At 52.2% G+C, this 16,129-nt stretch carries 14 protein-coding genes; 13 read left to right on the top strand and 1 reads right to left on the bottom strand.

Annotation, left to right across the window (positions count from 1 at the left end; all coding sequences use genetic code 11):
* From GDA54_00920 to GDA54_00970, 11 genes are all read left to right on the top strand, one after another.
* Positions 1–786: an ATP-binding cassette domain-containing protein gene (locus tag GDA54_00920; GenBank protein MBC6496875.1), complete on the top strand. Its 786-nt coding sequence runs from the start codon at positions 1–3 to the stop codon at positions 784–786.
* A complete protein-coding gene (locus GDA54_00925; GenBank protein ID MBC6496876.1) occupies positions 783–1,601 on the top strand; it encodes an ABC transporter permease in 819 nt (272 codons plus the stop codon). The genes GDA54_00920 and GDA54_00925 overlap by 4 nt, the downstream gene beginning before the upstream one ends.
* Positions 1,602–1,626: 25 nt before the next feature.
* A complete protein-coding gene (locus GDA54_00930) occupies positions 1,627–2,088 on the top strand; it encodes a copper-binding protein (GenBank protein ID MBC6496877.1) in 462 nt (153 codons plus the stop codon).
* Positions 2,089–2,201: 113 nt separating this feature from the next.
* Positions 2,202–2,816: a hypothetical protein gene (locus GDA54_00935; GenBank protein ID MBC6496878.1), complete on the top strand. Its 615-nt coding sequence runs from the start codon at positions 2,202–2,204 to the stop codon at positions 2,814–2,816.
* A gap of 340 nt (positions 2,817–3,156) precedes the next feature.
* Complete coding sequence (locus GDA54_00940; GenBank protein MBC6496879.1) at positions 3,157–4,938, top strand: Rne/Rng family ribonuclease; 1,782 nt, start codon at positions 3,157–3,159, stop codon at positions 4,936–4,938.
* Positions 4,859–6,598 (top strand): HAMP domain-containing histidine kinase, encoded by a 1,740-nt coding sequence (locus tag GDA54_00945; protein ID MBC6496880.1) that lies wholly within the window; start codon positions 4,859–4,861, stop codon positions 6,596–6,598. The genes GDA54_00940 and GDA54_00945 overlap by 80 nt, the downstream gene beginning before the upstream one ends.
* Positions 6,599–6,609: 11 nt before the next feature.
* Positions 6,610–7,074: an HPr kinase/phosphatase C-terminal domain-containing protein gene (locus tag GDA54_00950; GenBank protein ID MBC6496881.1), complete on the top strand. Its 465-nt coding sequence runs from the start codon at positions 6,610–6,612 to the stop codon at positions 7,072–7,074.
* A 12-nt stretch (positions 7,075–7,086) separates the two neighbouring features.
* Entirely contained in the window at positions 7,087–7,527 is a 441-nt protein-coding gene (locus GDA54_00955; protein MBC6496882.1) for a PTS fructose transporter subunit IIA, read from the top strand.
* A gap of 35 nt (positions 7,528–7,562) precedes the next feature.
* On the top strand, positions 7,563–7,838 hold the full coding sequence (locus GDA54_00960; GenBank protein ID MBC6496883.1) for an HPr family phosphocarrier protein: 276 nt from the start codon (positions 7,563–7,565) through the stop codon (positions 7,836–7,838).
* Entirely contained in the window at positions 7,835–9,697 is a 1,863-nt protein-coding gene (gene ptsP, locus GDA54_00965; GenBank protein ID MBC6496884.1) for a phosphoenolpyruvate--protein phosphotransferase, read from the top strand. The genes GDA54_00960 and ptsP overlap by 4 nt, the downstream gene beginning before the upstream one ends.
* A gap of 61 nt (positions 9,698–9,758) precedes the next feature.
* Positions 9,759–11,066, top strand: coding sequence for an adenosylhomocysteinase (locus GDA54_00970; GenBank protein ID MBC6496885.1), 1,308 nt, complete (start codon positions 9,759–9,761; stop codon positions 11,064–11,066).
* A 61-nt stretch (positions 11,067–11,127) separates the two neighbouring features.
* On the opposite strand, the gene GDA54_00975 is transcribed toward GDA54_00970, so the two are convergent.
* Entirely contained in the window at positions 11,128–12,168 is a 1,041-nt protein-coding gene (locus tag GDA54_00975; protein ID MBC6496886.1) for an NAD(P)/FAD-dependent oxidoreductase, read from the bottom strand.
* Positions 12,169–12,420: 252 nt separating this feature from the next.
* Here GDA54_00975 and GDA54_00980 point away from each other — a divergent pair, with 252 nt between their 5' ends.
* Positions 12,421–15,219: a S8 family serine peptidase gene (locus GDA54_00980; protein ID MBC6496887.1), complete on the top strand. Its 2,799-nt coding sequence runs from the start codon at positions 12,421–12,423 to the stop codon at positions 15,217–15,219.
* Positions 15,220–15,294: 75 nt separating this feature from the next.
* Entirely contained in the window at positions 15,295–15,945 is a 651-nt protein-coding gene (locus tag GDA54_00985) for a hypothetical protein (GenBank protein MBC6496888.1), read from the top strand.
* The last annotated feature ends 184 nt before the right edge of the window (positions 15,946–16,129 follow it).

Below are 16,129 nucleotides of genomic sequence, written 5' to 3' on the forward strand. Positions count from 1 at the left end.
ATGCCTGCTCATTCCCCTGCTCATGCCTTGTGCCTAGAGGATGTCTCCTATCGCTATCCCACATCCTCGTCCGCCTCTCGCCCCTATGCCTTGTCGAACCTGTCTTTCACATTGAAAACAGGACATTTTCACGTCCTTTTAGGACTCAATGGGGCTGGCAAGACGACACTTTTTTCCCTTATCACCCATCTCTATGCCGTGCAAACGGGACGTATCTCTGTGTTCGGCCATGACATTGCAAAACATTATCGCCATGCCTTACGCTCCTTAGGAGTCGTCTTTCAACATATCACCCTCGACCTCGACCTGACGACTCAACAAAATTTGCTCTATCACGCCTCTCTCCATGGCATGTCCAAAAAAGACGCCACCCAACGTAGCCTCGACTTGCTGGAACAAGCGAACCTCATAGAATACCGCAAGACAAAAACCCGATTCCTCTCCGGCGGACAAAGGCGGCGCGTGGAAATCATTCGCGCCCTGCTCCATAAACCACAATTCCTCCTCCTCGATGAACCCACCGTTGGCCTCGATATCAACAGCCGCGACCATATCCTCGCCCATGTGCGTTCCCTCTGCACAAAAGAACAGCTCTCTGTCCTGTGGGCAACCCACCTCATACAAGAAATTGACGACCAGAGTCTTATCCTTATCCTTGATAAAGGTGTCCTCAAAGCCCATAGCTCGCCTCATGACATCATGAAGACAACCAAAACATCGTCCATCAAGGATGCCTTCCGCCATATCATAGACACCCCTCACACACACACCCCCAAACACACATGACGATGCAACGACACACCCTCATCCATTACATGCGCTGTGGCACGGGCATTATCTGGCGTGAAAATTTGCGATTCCTCCACCAGAAAGAGCGCTTTCTCTCTGCCCTTGTGCGTCCTCTCGTATGGCTTGCTATTTTCGCTGCGGGATTTCGCTCGGTGCTTGGCGTCGCCATCATCGAACCCTATGAAACCTACATCACCTACGAAGTCTATATCATCCCTGGGCTTATCGCGATGATTCAGCTCTTTAATGGCATGCAGAGCTCCCTCTCTATGGTCTATGACAGGGAAATGGGCTCTATGCGTATCTTGCTTGTCAGTCCCCTCCCACGTAGCTTCTTGCTCATCAGCAAACTCAGCGCTGGCGCCTTTGTCTCTATCATCCAAGTCTATGCCTTTTTGCTCATCGCCATGCTGTGGGATGTGGATATTCCCTTCATAGGCTATGTCTCTCTCCTGCCAAGCCTCTTTATCACAGGACTCATGCTGGGCGCCTTTGGCATGTTCTTGTCTTCGGCCATTAGACAACTAGAAGGCTTTGCTGGTGTCATGAATTTCGTCATTTTCCCCATGTTCTTTGCGTCCTCCGCCCTCTATCCTCTCTATAAAATTGAGGAAACAAGCGATTGGTTGCCCTATATCTGCTATGCTAACCCCTTTACCTATGCTGTCGAGATGAATCGTTTTGCCCTCTATGGTCAGATAAGCCCCCAAGCAACCCTCTATGTCTGTGCCTTTTTGGTTGTCTTTCTCGTCCTCGCCTTGTATGGTTATAACCCATCCAGAGGATTCCTTGCCCGTAAGGCCGGCGTATGAACCACACCCCATCCCCGCCATGACCATGCCACGTATGACCCATCGCCCGCTGATAACCCTTCCCGCTATAGGACTCTTTGCCCTTGCCACGATGGCGACACCAACACATGTCTATAGCACAGGCGACCTCGCCATTCGCGCGACAGGTATCTCTCTCCAATTAGGCAATGACAAAAGTGATTATGCCGTTGAGCCAAAAACCATCTCGCTGGAAACGGGAAAAGCTTATGCTCTCGACATCATCTCGCACGGCTTTAAGGAATATCGCTTTCGAGCCGATAGATTTTTCCAAAATGTATGGATTCGTAAAATCGAAGCCGAAGGTGTCGAATTAAACGTCGCAGGACTCTTGGCATTGGAATTTGAGGAAGAGTATGAAGAAGTCGAGGTCAGCATCGTCTTCGTTCCCATACGGACGGGGGACTACCCCTTTACCATCGAAGGCTTTGAGTCTCGAGGCATGGAGGGCGTCTTTTCCGTACGCTGATACACATGACATACGCACAACCCCATAGACAACAGAACCTCCCCATGCATAAAGGCGCAAGACACGGATGCTACAAAGGCCACACATGCTTATGGGCCATAGCGCTGTTCCTTATGCCCCTCACCATAGGAGAGGCTGTGGCAGGAGGGGGACGAAGCGCAGTGTCACAACAACAGCCCGCTGACTGGCCATGCGACCAAGTCTATAACGCTACCATCCCCCTATCGACGGTGTGGCAGGGACCCGACATCACACCCCATATCGACACATGGTGGGAAAATACGACCCTTGAGACGCCTCTCGCCCAATTGAAAGAGCTCACACTGACAGAAGACCAAGTCCAAGCCATCATCGATGCCTTTGCCGATGACCTCAGCACACAGGAAAGAACACGCCATATGCTAGACCTCTTCGCCGCCCTCTATGATACCCTCAGTGCCTCTTACCAACGGCAATTGGAAGGAATTCTGAAATTCGCCAAGAAACAAAAAACATTCTCGAGCCGAATCTCTGAAGCCGCCGCCGTCGTCAGAGAGCTCAGAAAAAAAGGCATCGCCCTCGATGACCCCCAATATGAAGAGGCAGAGTATGACCTCGCATGGATTACACGCGTCTTCGATGAAGGCCAACGACTCACACCCTATATATGCGAAGAACCTATCTTCTTGCGCCAACAACTGGGCTTTCGAGCGCGCGCCATCCAAAAATATCTGCCCCAAAACCCCTAAATCATCACGCAAAAACCCCCTTGCGATACCCGTCGCAACAGGCTAAAAACATCAAGAAGCATAGCGGGGCACAGGGGGAGGACACACAGAGGAGGAACAGGAGAGATGGTCTCATCATATCGTAACAAGAGGACATACAAAGGGGCATAAGAACAGGGGAGGGAGACGGGGGCAAAGAATCAACAGAAGCAGAAAGGAGAAGAGCAGAAGGAAAAGGACAAAGGGGGAAAGAAGAGAGATGTCACGCATTGTTTCATGACGATCGTCCTATCGTCGCCCGCATTGAGCGGGAACATTTTGCCTTATCCTTTGCTGTTTGACACATAGGGAGCGCACACTCATGACAAACCGTATACTTGTGGATTGCCTCAATTGGGGAGAAATCCGTGTTGCCATCTGTAAAGATGGTGTCTTCGAACATTACTATCACGAGAATCAACAGAAAGAGTCCTCTCGTGGCAACATCTATCTGGCAAAAATCAATAATATCGAGCCATCATTGCAAGCCGCATTCGTGGAATATGGCGAAAGCCGACAAGGCTTTCTCTCCTTCCATGAAATTCATCAAGATTATTACAAGGAAGACCCCCTTGTGCCATCAGCGTCACAAGACGCAACAGGACAAGCGGAAGTCGCCTTCCTCGATGAACGTGACGTCCAAGCATCACAATTTGGCGATGACAACACAACGCGCACCTTTGACGAAACAAACGCGAGCGATACAGGGACGCCTACAGCCAGAAAGAACGGCGCGCTCATCCAGCATGCCGTCCAAGTGGGACAAGTCATGCTTGTCCAAGTCATCAAAGAAGGACGCAGAAATAAAGGGGCAGCCTTGACGACATTCCTGTCTCTCCCCGGTGTCTATTGTGTGCTTTTTCCTAATGCTAAAAACAACCATGGAATCTCTCACAAAATCGAAGACGAAACGGAACGGGAAAGACTCTATGGCGTCATTGAAGACCTCAATGTTCCAGAAGGCTTTGCCATCGCCATACGCACGTCCGCCCAAGGCGTCGATAAAAAGAAAATCGACAGCGACTTTAAGAATCTCTGTACCATATGGAATGAAATACGAGAGCATGTGACAAAATCCTCCGCCCCTCTCCTCGTTCACCAAGAGGCGCATATCCTCAAACGAGTCGTGCGCGACTATTACCGCCCCTCTATTGACGAAATCATCGTCAATGACAGCAAAGCCTATGACGCCATGCTCCAGACGATGAAAAAATATCGTAAGGATGACGTCAAGGCGCTCAAACGCTTCAAGGGTGAAGAACCCCTCGAGCTCTTCGAAACCTATGACGTGGCTGAACCCCTCAACGCCCTGCACAGCAAAATATGCCCCCTGCCCGGGGGCGGGTATCTCGTCATCGAAACGACAGAAGCCATGGTCGTCATCGATGTGAACTCGGGAAAACAACGCAAAAAAAAGGACATAGAATCCACAGCCTTCTCCGTCAATATGGAAGCCGCCGTCGCCGTCGCCAGACAAATACGACTCAGAGAACTCTCTGGGCTCATTATGATCGACTTTATCGATATGGCAGACCAAAAAGCCAATGCGCGCGTGGAAAAAGCCCTACGGGACGCCCTCGCCCAAGACCATGCAAGGCTACAGATGGGAAAAATAAGCCCTTTCGGCGTCATGGAGATCACACGCCAACGTGTGGGCCCCAATTTCATGGAAAGCTATCATACGCCATGTCCCCACTGCTTCGGGCGCGGTGTCGTCCCGCGTCCCGTCATCACGGTCCATGCCTTGCAACGCACCCTCAAAACCATTCTCCAAAAGAAGGGAAGCGAACGCTATCATATCACCATTCCTCTGGCCTCAGCCTCGACTCTCCTCAATGATAGAAAAAATACCATCCAAAGACTCGAAGAGCACTATCATGTCGCCATCAGCATATCCATTGATGACAGCATGCCACCTGCCGACTATGCCATCGATGACGGGCGAGGACAGGTGACATATCGAAGCGGGGGCGAGCAGTTCGTAGACGGCTATTACAACAATGTCCATGACTCCTATGCACAGCGTGGCAGACGCTTCTCGGTGCGCCCCCACCACAGAGGGGTCAGCAAATACCGAAGCAGCGAACGCAAAATACCCGTCTGAGCGCCCCTTTTACACCACGCTCCACGACTCTCAGGAGAGGCCCCTATGGTTATCGCCTCTCATGCGCTACAGCATCGGTATCAACGTGCTGGTGCTGTGTATTCCCGTCTTTGGGCTCTTCTATTTCGATGATGACAAGCAACGCGCCATCGATAACGAACTCCTCTCCTTAACCCGAAGCGCGCATACCCTCGCCCTCGCCCTTGGCGAAGGCGCTGTGACCATCCATCATGACCAAAAGCCCTATCTCGTGCCTAACCGTAGCCTCACCATCATCAAACAGCTGGAGGCAAGCATCGACGCCCATATTCAACTCTTCAATACAAAGGGAATCCTCATGTTGGATAGCGACTTTGTAGGAAGAAACGCCTATAAAATCACCCGTGAGCCTCTCCCTCACCCTCGCCAAAAAAACCTCACCCTTTGGGATAACGCCATCCTCTTCATCCAGCAACGATACACGCTGTTGCGCGCCTATCTTTTTTCGCCATCACCGATGCCCCCCTTCGAGAAGAAAAAAGAAACGCTCCTCCACCATGCCGCCCAAGGACGGACATCCCACGCCATACACCATGAGCAAGGACATAACACAAGATTTCATATCACTACGCCCGTCCAATACTATAAAAGCGTTGTCGGCATGCTCTATCTCAGCCGAGACGATACCCACGTGCGCCGCACCATGCAGGAACTCTATCAACATTGGGGCATGATTTTCTCTGTCGCCTTCCTTATTTCTTTGCTGTCTTCCTTATCTCTCGCCCTCTATATCGCCCGCCCGCTCCGCACCATTGTCGCCATGATGAGACGAGTCCAAAAAAGAGAATCTCTCGTCGTCGACATTCCCCATATCGGCCAACGTAAAGATGAAATAGGAAGCCTCGCCACAACCCTACAGAGCATGAGCCAAACCCTCTATAAACGCTATGGCGACATCGAATCATTCACAGCCGACATTATCCACGAAATAAAAAATCCCCTCACATCCCTCCAGAGCGCCTTAGAAACGGAAAAACATGTGAAAGATGAAAAAAAACGTAAGCAACTCTTCGCCATCATGGAAGAGGATATACAACGCATTCATCGCCTCTTGACAGATATTGGTTATCTCTCAAAACTCGATACAGACCTCCACCGCTCACACGCGCAAACCATCGATATCAGCGCCCTTATCAGCAAGCTCATCGACAGCTATCGCCTCAGCACCATGATGGGAGGATGCGACATCGTCCAAGACACAACAACAGACCGCAAAGAACAAAAACCTTTCCTTGTCTTCGGCATCGAAGATTTCCTCGTCCATGTCTTCCGCAATCTCTTCGATAACGCCCTGTCTTTGACAGCGCCCTCGTCCGTGATCCGCTATCGCCTCACACGAGAAGACGCCATGCTACGTATCGATATCGATGATGAGGGACCGGGCTTGCCATCTGTGCCTTTGACACGACTCTTCGAGAGATTCTATAGTGAGAGACGCTCAGAAAAAAATAAGAAAAGCGCCCATACTGGGTTAGGATTAAACATCTCTTACAACATCGTGCGCGCCCACCATGGCACACTCACGGCAGAAAATAGGAGAGACCACCATCACAACGTGATAGGCGCCCGTTTTACGATACGTCTACCAGCAGCATCCAACAAGCCCCCGCCCACCCCTTGAACCACCCTCCCATGCACGATAACCACCAGATCCTCCATGCCACCGCCCTCAGCTATCATCAGCAAGGTATCTTGCTCCAAGGGGACTCAGGACAAGGGAAATCAGAAACCGCCCTCTGTCTTATCGATAGAGGCGCGATTCTCGTAGCCGATGACATGGTCATCCTCTATAAAGAAGAGGGACGACTCTTTGTCGCTGTGCCAGACATCATGGATGAACAACCCCATAACCCATTATGGGGAAAACTCGCATTGCGTGGCATAGGCATGCTCGACATGCCCTACCAGAAAAAAAGCCCTTTGCACCTCTTCGTCACGCTCCATGACAAAGCCCCTATGGAAACACCATGTCCCGTCCAAACAAAAACATGGTGGGGTCTCCATGTGCCTGTCGTCGCATGTTGCGCCTTCGAACATACGGCAGCCATCAAGATTCTCTATGCGCTCCGCGCCTATGCGCCCAACAACACACCATGAGTCCACAAGCCCATGATAGGTATCATCCTCGTCACCCATGGCCGCCTCGCCTTAGACTTCATCGAAGCGCTAGAGCATATTGTCGGCAGGCAAGACAATATCAAAGCCATATGCATCGAAAACTATGAAGACGTAGAAGCGAGTCAGCAGGCCATCATCAACGCGTCAGAGTCGATGAATGAGGGAGAAGGCGTCCTTATTATCAGCGATGTCTTTGGGAGCACCCCCGCCAACATCACGCTGGATATGGTGGACAAGAAAGACGTCATCGTCCTCAGCGGCGTGAACTTGCCTCTTCTCGTCAAAGTCGACGCCTTACGTAGAGAACCCAAGCACAAACGTTGTTTACGCGACATCGCCATGGAGGCATGTGAGGCGGGGAGAAAAGGTATCTGTTTCGCATCGACCCTGTTAGAACAGATACACCCCAAAACACAAACCCATAAGCCATAACAGAAGCCATGAAGGGCACTATGGACAAACAAGAGATGCCGTCTGTCTCGAAAAAACTCACTATCACCAACAAATTGGGACTCCATGCACGCGCCGCCACAAAATTCGTGCATATCGCCATGGCCCATCACGCCAAAGTGCGCGTATACCGTGGCACATTATGTGCCAATGGACGCTCGATCTTAGGCTTGATGATGCTCGCCGCGACGCAAGGAAGCGTCATCCATATCCATGCCCAAGGTGAAGACGCACAGGATGTCCTGCAATCCCTCACCCGACTCATTCACGACAAATTCGGTGAAGAGGAATGATGACAGACCAGAAAGAACAACGTCTACAGGGGCTTGGCGTCTCCACAGGCATTGCCATCGGGCCTGCCTCCGTGCAAGAAGCCCATATCCCGAAAGTAGAAAAATACACCATCGACCCGACAGCATGCGATGACACGCGCCAACATCTCATGCGCGCCGTCACCGCCACACGTAAAACGCTCCTCGCCCTCAAGAAGAAGTCAACGCTCCTTTACCCCTCCCTGTTGAATTCAGGCATAGGAAGAGAGATCACCCTGCTGTTAGACGCCCATCTCCATATGCTGGACGATGGCTCGCGCCTCATGCGCCTCATGGAACACCATATCACAGGAAAACTCATGAACGCCTCATGGGCTACGTTCGAAGCCATCGAGCATATCGCCTCGCAATTTCAAGCCATGAAAGACCCCTATCTCTCGGCAAGAGCCGAAGATGTGCGCGAATTAGGCATGCGCTTGCTCCGCCATATCGATGCGACATCCACCGCCACAAGCCCCGCCTCAACTCATGAGACGCCTATGCCACAACAATATCCCCACGGTCATATCCTCCTCGCCCAAGATTTTACGCCAGCCGACACCGTCTTGCTCGACCCCCTCCATGTCCTTGCCATTGCCACAGAGAGCGGCGGGCGGGAAAGCCATACTGCCATTATGGCAAGGGCATTGGGGATTCCCGCTGTTCTTGGTGTGTACCAATTGACGACATCCATAGGCAATGGCGACCAAATTGTCCTCGATGGCGACAATGGCCTCATCATCACACGCCCCAACGCCCACACCATCAAACATTATCACAGCAAACGCTCCCAAGAAAAACAGCAACGAGAGCACCTTGCCACCCTCAAAAAACGCCCAGCATGCACAACCGACCAACAGCATATTCACCTCCTTGCCAATATCGAATTGCCCCGAGAATGCGCCCATGTGGACGCCCATGGGGCTGAAGGCATTGGGTTGGTGCGTAGTGAATTTCTCTATATGAATCGTGACGACCTCCCCGATGAAGAAGAGCAATATCACTTTTACAAAGATATTGTCTGCTCTATAGGCGATAGGCCCGTCACCATACGCACCCTCGATGTGGGAGGTGAAAAACTGGCCACATCTATGGGCGATATGCTCAGCGATAAAGGTGAAAATCCTGCTCTGGGCTTACGCGCCATTCGTTTTGCCCTTAAACATCCCCATATTTTCCGCGTCCAATTGGCCGCCATCTTGCGCGCCTTCGCACAGCGCGCGCATCACAACAGCACGGGAGAAAAGGCACAGCCATACACAGGACAATGCCGTATTTTGCTCCCTATGATTTCTTGCGCCCAAGAGATTATCCAAGCGCGCGCCATCATAGACGAGGTGGCACAAGACCTCACCCGACGTCATATTCCTCTCCCGCGCCCCATGCCATCCATCGGTATCATGATAGAAACGCCCAGCGCTGCTGTCGCTGCCGACACCCTTGCGCCCCTATGCGACTTTTTCTCTATCGGCACGAATGACCTCACCATGTATACCCTTGCCATTGACCGCGGCAATGAAGAAGTCGCTCACCTCTACACACCCCTCCATCCTGCTGTCCTTCGCCTCATTCATCAATCAGCGCAAGCCGCCCACAAACATCAACTCTCTCTCGTTGTCTGCGGAGAAATCGCAGGCGACCCCTTCTATGCTGGCCTCCTCATCGGTTTAGGCGTGAAAGAACTCTCCATGAACCCGACCGCCGTGCCTCGCGTCAAGCAACGCATTCTCCATACGGATAGCCGTCAAGCGAAACAACTGGCGGATAAAGCCCTCAAAGCCCTCAATGACACCGAGATAATCCAGCTGTTAGAGAAATTTCATCACCCCGACAGGCCATAACATCTGTATAGTAGGGAACAGCCATGCACCCCTTAGGAGACAACCCCTTATGAAGACATCTATGACACAAGAGACTAAGACCAGCAACGATTATAAAGTCGCCGATATGGCCCTTGCCGAATGGGGACGCAAAGAAATCGATATTGCCGAAAGTGAAATGCCCGGACTCATGGCACTCCGCCAAGACTATGGACAGAAAAAACCCCTCAAAGGCGCGCGCCTCACAGGCTGTCTCCATATGACCATACAGACAGCCGTCCTTATCGAAACTCTGCAAGCGTTAGGGGCGGACATACGCTGGAGTTCATGCAATATCTTCTCGACCCAAGACCATGCCGCCGCCGCCATCGCCGCCACAGGAACGCCCGTCTTCGCATGGAAAGGTGAAACAGAGGAAGAATACTGGCAATGCGTTGAAGCAAGCCTCTATGGCAAAAACGGATGGCGTCCTAATATGCTGTTAGATGACGGCGGCGACCTCACGCTCTATGTCCATGAGAAACATCCCTCTCTTCTCAAAGAGATACGCGGCGTCTCAGAGGAAACAACCACCGGCGTCATGCGCCTCTATGACATGCAAGAAAAAGGACAGCTCGGCATGCCCGCCTTCGACGTCAATAACAGCGTCACAAAGTCTAAATTCGACAATATCTATGGATGTCGTGAGAGCCTTATCGACGGCATCAAACGCGCCACCGACGTCATGCTGGGCGGAAAATCTGCCGTCATCTGTGGCTATGGCGATGTGGGAAAAGGATGTGCCGAATCCTTGCGCGGGCAAGGCGCACGAGTCTCTATCACCGAAATTGACCCCATATGCGCCTTACAAGCCGCTATGGACGGATTCTCGGTGGTGACCATGGACACAGCCGCCCCTATGGGCGATATTTTTATTACCGCCACAGGCAATAAAGACGTCATCACCATCGACCATATGCGCGCCATGAAAGACAGAGCCATCCTCTGCAATATCGGGCATTTCGATAGTGAAATTCAGGTAGAGGCCTTACGGAATCTGCCATGGACATCCATCAAACCACAAGTGGATGAAATACGCTTTGCCGATAACAAACGCATCATCCTCTTGGCCGAAGGGCGTCTCGTCAATCTGGGCTGTGCCACAGGACATCCTAGCTTTGTCATGAGCGCATCCTTCTCTAACCAAGTCCTCGCACAAATCGAGCTATGGCAACATCACAAAAAATACGAGAAAAAAGTCTATGTCCTCCCACGCCACCTCGATGAACAAGTGGCGCGCCTCCATCTCGATAAAGTCGATGCGCACCTCTCTACCCTCTCCCAAGAGCAAGCCGACTATATCGGTGTGCCTGTGGAAGGACCTTACAAATCCGACAGCTACCGCTACTAAAAAAGCGCCATCTCAAAAACGCCCGCCTCAGACATGCCCCCTCAAACATGTCATGTGGGACTCAGCGTGGCGTCTGAGCGGGGTCGCCTTTTGCCGTCGAATACTGAAAGCGCGGTTTTTTCCCATCATGGAGCAACGCATAGATGGATTGTGCCGCCATGGCGGCTTCCGAAAAGCCACACAAGATGAGTTTTAACTTATGCGGATACGTCACAATATCGCCAACAGCAAAGACACGCGACAGAGACGTCTCTAAGGTTGTGGCATTGACGCAGAGGCGATGATTGTCGAATTGAAGACGCCAACCGCTGATAGGCCCAAGCTGGGACGCTAAACCAAAGAAGGCCAGCATGTCATCGGCGTCGACTCGTTTTTTCTCTCCCTTGAGTGTCTTAAGACCAACAGCGCGGAGCGTGCCTTGTGCCACATCGCCATCCACAGACTCAAGAACATAAGGCGTCACCACGTCGATCTGTCCTTGCTGTGCTTTCTCATGAACCATACGCACCGTCTCTGGCACGGCGCGAAATTTGTCGCGCCGATGCACCAACGTCACATGACGCGCCGTCTCAGCTAAAGCGCACGCCCAATCTAAAGCGGAATCACCACCGCCAATAATGACAACACGCCGCCCCTGAAAACGCCGCACATCCTGCACGCTATAAAAGACGCTTTTGCCCTCATACGCCTCGATATGCTCGATGGGAGGCTTGTTTGGCACAAAGGCGCCGCCGCCAGCCGCGATTACCACCGCCTTGAAAGTAAAGGTCTCACCCGTATGGTCACGCAAGGTGACGACATCAGAACCCACCTCTAAACCCGCGATCTGACATCCTAAATGATAGTGGGGCGCATAAGGCGACGCCTGTTCCTTGAGCTGAGCAATAAGAACAGACGCCTCGATGGACGGATAGGCGGGAATATCATAGATAGGCTTCTCAGGATAGAGAGCCGCGCATTGCCCGCCAGCCTCCTGTAAAGAGTCAAAGAGATGACACGCCATGCCCAATTGCCCACAGGCAAAAACAGAAAACAGCCCCACAGGACCCGCACCAATAATGGCAATATCACCAGAGGAAAAAGAAGAAGAAGACGCCACCATCACACCAAGAGGATAAAAGAATATAAAGAGAGATTTTCACCGCCATCATAACACAAAAGACAAAAGACGATAGCCCCGCCATGGTGTCGCATCATCCTAAGAGACCCTAAGAGACATCCGCGCCCCCCTCATGAACGTCCCGCTCAGGTACTTCACTTAATGTCCTCCCTTGCAAAATATGCACACTATGCTATAAGGATTGTGTATCAGCCCTGTTCACACAGAGAGACCTCCCGAACGATGCGATGCTCCATGAATCTCGTGCGTCATATTCTTTGCCGACTCTGTGGCATGGTCTGTGTCGTCGTGTCCCTGTCCCATTGTGGAGGCGGGTCATCCCCATCAGGGGGTGGTATCATTACGCCCGTTGGCCTCTTAGCCACGCAGAATCAAGACGGCGGGACATCCTACCTCACGGGGGATGTGTTTCCTCTGGCGCGCTCCATGTCTCAGCGTATGGGTGTGTTTGCCGAATTTGGTCATGGGATGGATGACAACGGCTATGCGCTGAGTCTCATCAACGCTGGCGCTGCCTATGCGCCCACCGCCATGCTTCTTGAGGGAGGGCAAGCAGGCTTTCCCATCGCTCACCCGAGAAGACCCGGTGCGACCATCACCCCTTATCCCGACCCTAGGAGAACAGACCCACTCTTAGGCCGACCTCCTTACCCCGAGAACATCGAGGATATGTTCCTCTTCCAACGCTATGTGAGCGGTTATGGCGTCACCCTCGGCATTTGGGATACACCGCTCTTTTTGGACAATAAAGAGCTCGAGGACAAGAAAATTCGCTATTTTAACGCAGCGACAACGCGCGACCCCCATGGCACACAAGTGGCAGCCCTCATGGCAGGAACATTTCACGATGACGGGTTAGGCGGGGTGATGGGTGTCGCCTTCGATGCGGACATCATCTCAGTGGGGGCGGGCATCGCACGCTCAGTCCCAAGGATGACACGTGTCTTCACAACACTCAGTCAATTAGGAGGGTTTGACCGATGTGAGACGGGCATCGGCGGCACATGCGCCCATGCCGTCATTGACCTTTTTACAGGAAAAGCCAATTCAGCCATACGCGCCGATGTCGTCAATGCCAGTTTTGGCATACCAGGACTCATCGACCACTATTCACAGACCGAAGTCGAAAACAGCATCCCACGTATCCTTGCCGCCCTCAAGCAAGACACATCGTCGACCCGTAAGACGATTTTTGTGTTCGCAGCGGGCAATTCCAATAATATCAGCCCCGCCACATCGCCAGAATTTCTCGCTGGACTTCCCCTCCTCATTCCCGAACTAGAAGGGCATATGGTGGCCGTTGTCGCCGTCGATAAGGATAGGAAAATCGCCGGTTTTTCTAACCGTTGTGGCATGGGCTCAGCGCATTACTGTATTGCCGCCCCCGGCGTTGATGTGCGCCTCACCAACGGCGCTGACAGGGGACAGACCACAACGACAGGAAGCGGAACATCCTTCGCTGCCCCTCTCGTGACAGGGGCGCTCGCCCTCTTGATAGAGCGGTTTGGCGACCAAGGCTTGAGCGCGCAACAGCTCGTCAGACGCATGCTGCGCACAGCAGACAAGAATTTCGACTCCGACCCCACCAGCAACAGCGACGATACCGATGATTTAGATATCGATATGATGACGGACTCCCCTGAGGAGATCATGCGTAAGCAAACATTCAATGCGGGCAACGACAATGACTATGAGGAGACAATCCACGGAGCGGGAATCCTCGATATCGCAGCGTCCTTAGTACCCCACCAAGATATAGGGGACAGGTACAAGAGAGGACCTTTTGGGCGCTTCATTATTGGAGGGCGCACATTTGAAGACGCTGAGAGCGCCCCTGTGATGACAACACGTCTCTCCCTTCCACCCTCAGCGGGAGACGCTTTAGCAGCCTTCGGTCCCCGCGCCTTGACATTCTTTGACGACCTCGATACCGCTTTCCTTCTTCGAAGCGATTATATCATCGCCTCCCCTCCCTCCCCCTCCTTCGCCCAGCATGTCGAGACCATCTTCGACTCTTTTAGACAGAAAAGCAAAAAGACGACCATGCCCCTCAGCCCCCATGCTGTAGGCATATCCCCGACAACCCTCACAATGCATGTTGCCCCTGCCGTCTATGGCGGAGCACATCGACAGCCTTCCACCGATTTTATGCTCTCGTTAGAGAGCCGTAAGGCGCACTTCACCATAAGTCACGGACCATCCCTTGACAGCAACAGCGTTTTCCATGGGACTCGTCATCTTCTCCCCAGTAGCTTAGGCGACCATCATGCCTTTACCAACCCCTATATGATGCTGGCGTCCCAAGGGCTCGATTCTCGTCCTCGTGGTAAGAGCATAGGACTCAGCCAACATTATAAAACGCCCTATGGCACAATGGGCATGACCTTGAACCTCCATCGTTATGAAGCGGAACGCCACGCCGCTGCGCCAACCTCACCTTCACGCCCATGGAGTGGCGTTCTCCATTACAGCCCCTCACAGCCTTTCGCCTTTCACATCGGTGTCGTTGAAGAAAAAGAAACACTTCTCGCCAGCTATGGCACAGGGGCGCTCGCCATGACGCCAGAAAAAACGCTCTTTATGGGCATGCAACAAGAGTATCGTTTCTCGCCTCGTGTCTCCCTTATCAGTCAAGGATTCATCGGCAGAAGCACGGCACGACCTCAGCAGGCCAGCATGCTCTCCCATATCACACCCATCATCAGCACACGTTTCGACAGCGCCTTGCATATACAAGAGATGTTCTCGCGCCATGATGCCCTCCTCCTTCATATCCAGCAACCCCTCCATATCGAATCAGGACGCGCCGTCATCCATTATGCCCATTGGCGCAACGCCCATGGCCCCCTCTACCGCCATGTCGCTCTCCCCTTGACACCACACGCCAGAGAAATACGCCTTGGCATAGGCTACCAACGGCGCAACGCCCATCACCACTTGTCGCTCCGCACCGATTACACCCTCAACCCCAACCATCAACAACAGAATAAAAACGCCGTGCGGGTGCTCTTATCCATGAAAAAAACATTTTGATGTCTAGACGCTCTTCTCACTATGATACCATCATGACAAGTGCCAAACGCTTCATACATCGCATATAAGACGCCCATGGGAAAGACAAAATACAGCATCGAAGACAAAAAGAGGCACGGGACCATAGGCGGGATCTTTCTTATCATCCTCATGGCCCTTATTGGCTCTTTTTACCTCTATCATGACCAACAGCATGGCACAGACCTACAATCCCTCGCTATCTCCCTCAGCCCTCAGACACACAACGGACAGGAAGAGATGGAAAACGACCTTCATCCAACGCCCTCCATGGAGGACATTGTCGACACCCCAACCGCCACAAAAACCTATAAGGTGAATGTCTCAGAGACAGACATCGTCCTCCTCGTCTCAACGCCCTATCGATATTACAAGTCGTTATCACAACAGAGGATGATGCATATGATGCATGACCTCTTTCACCCCTTCTATGTGGAAGGCACGTCCATCCAGCCTCCCCCTCCCGTCTATATCGCCACCATAGAGTCACATCAACGTCACCTCCACTATGATCACTGGTTGCGACAAGACGCATACCCATGGTTGAATAGACTCAATGCCGATAGGGCAAAAGAAGAACTCTCCATTGGCGAGCAACTCAATACAACGCAGATTAGATTGAGGCGCGACGACGTCAGCTCCCTCCATGACGGACTTTCGATACGTGATCGTTTGAGCGCCATCCTCTCCGTTGATACGAACTTTTAGCAGTTGCCATACAAAAACATTGGGCAGGGACATGGAGGCGCCGTTTTTTTTCAAAAACACATATCATGCGAAAAGCCAATCATGCTACATTGTGACATGGAACATGTGGCGTTTCCATGCCACCAACCTACAAGATATAGTGTGTAACTCTGTGGATAAGGGGCCGTCAGCTGTGGATAGAGTG

The sequence above is a fragment of the Alphaproteobacteria bacterium GM7ARS4 genome (assembly GCA_014332745.1).
GTDB lineage: Bacteria > Pseudomonadota > Alphaproteobacteria > GM7ARS4 > GM7ARS4 > GM7ARS4.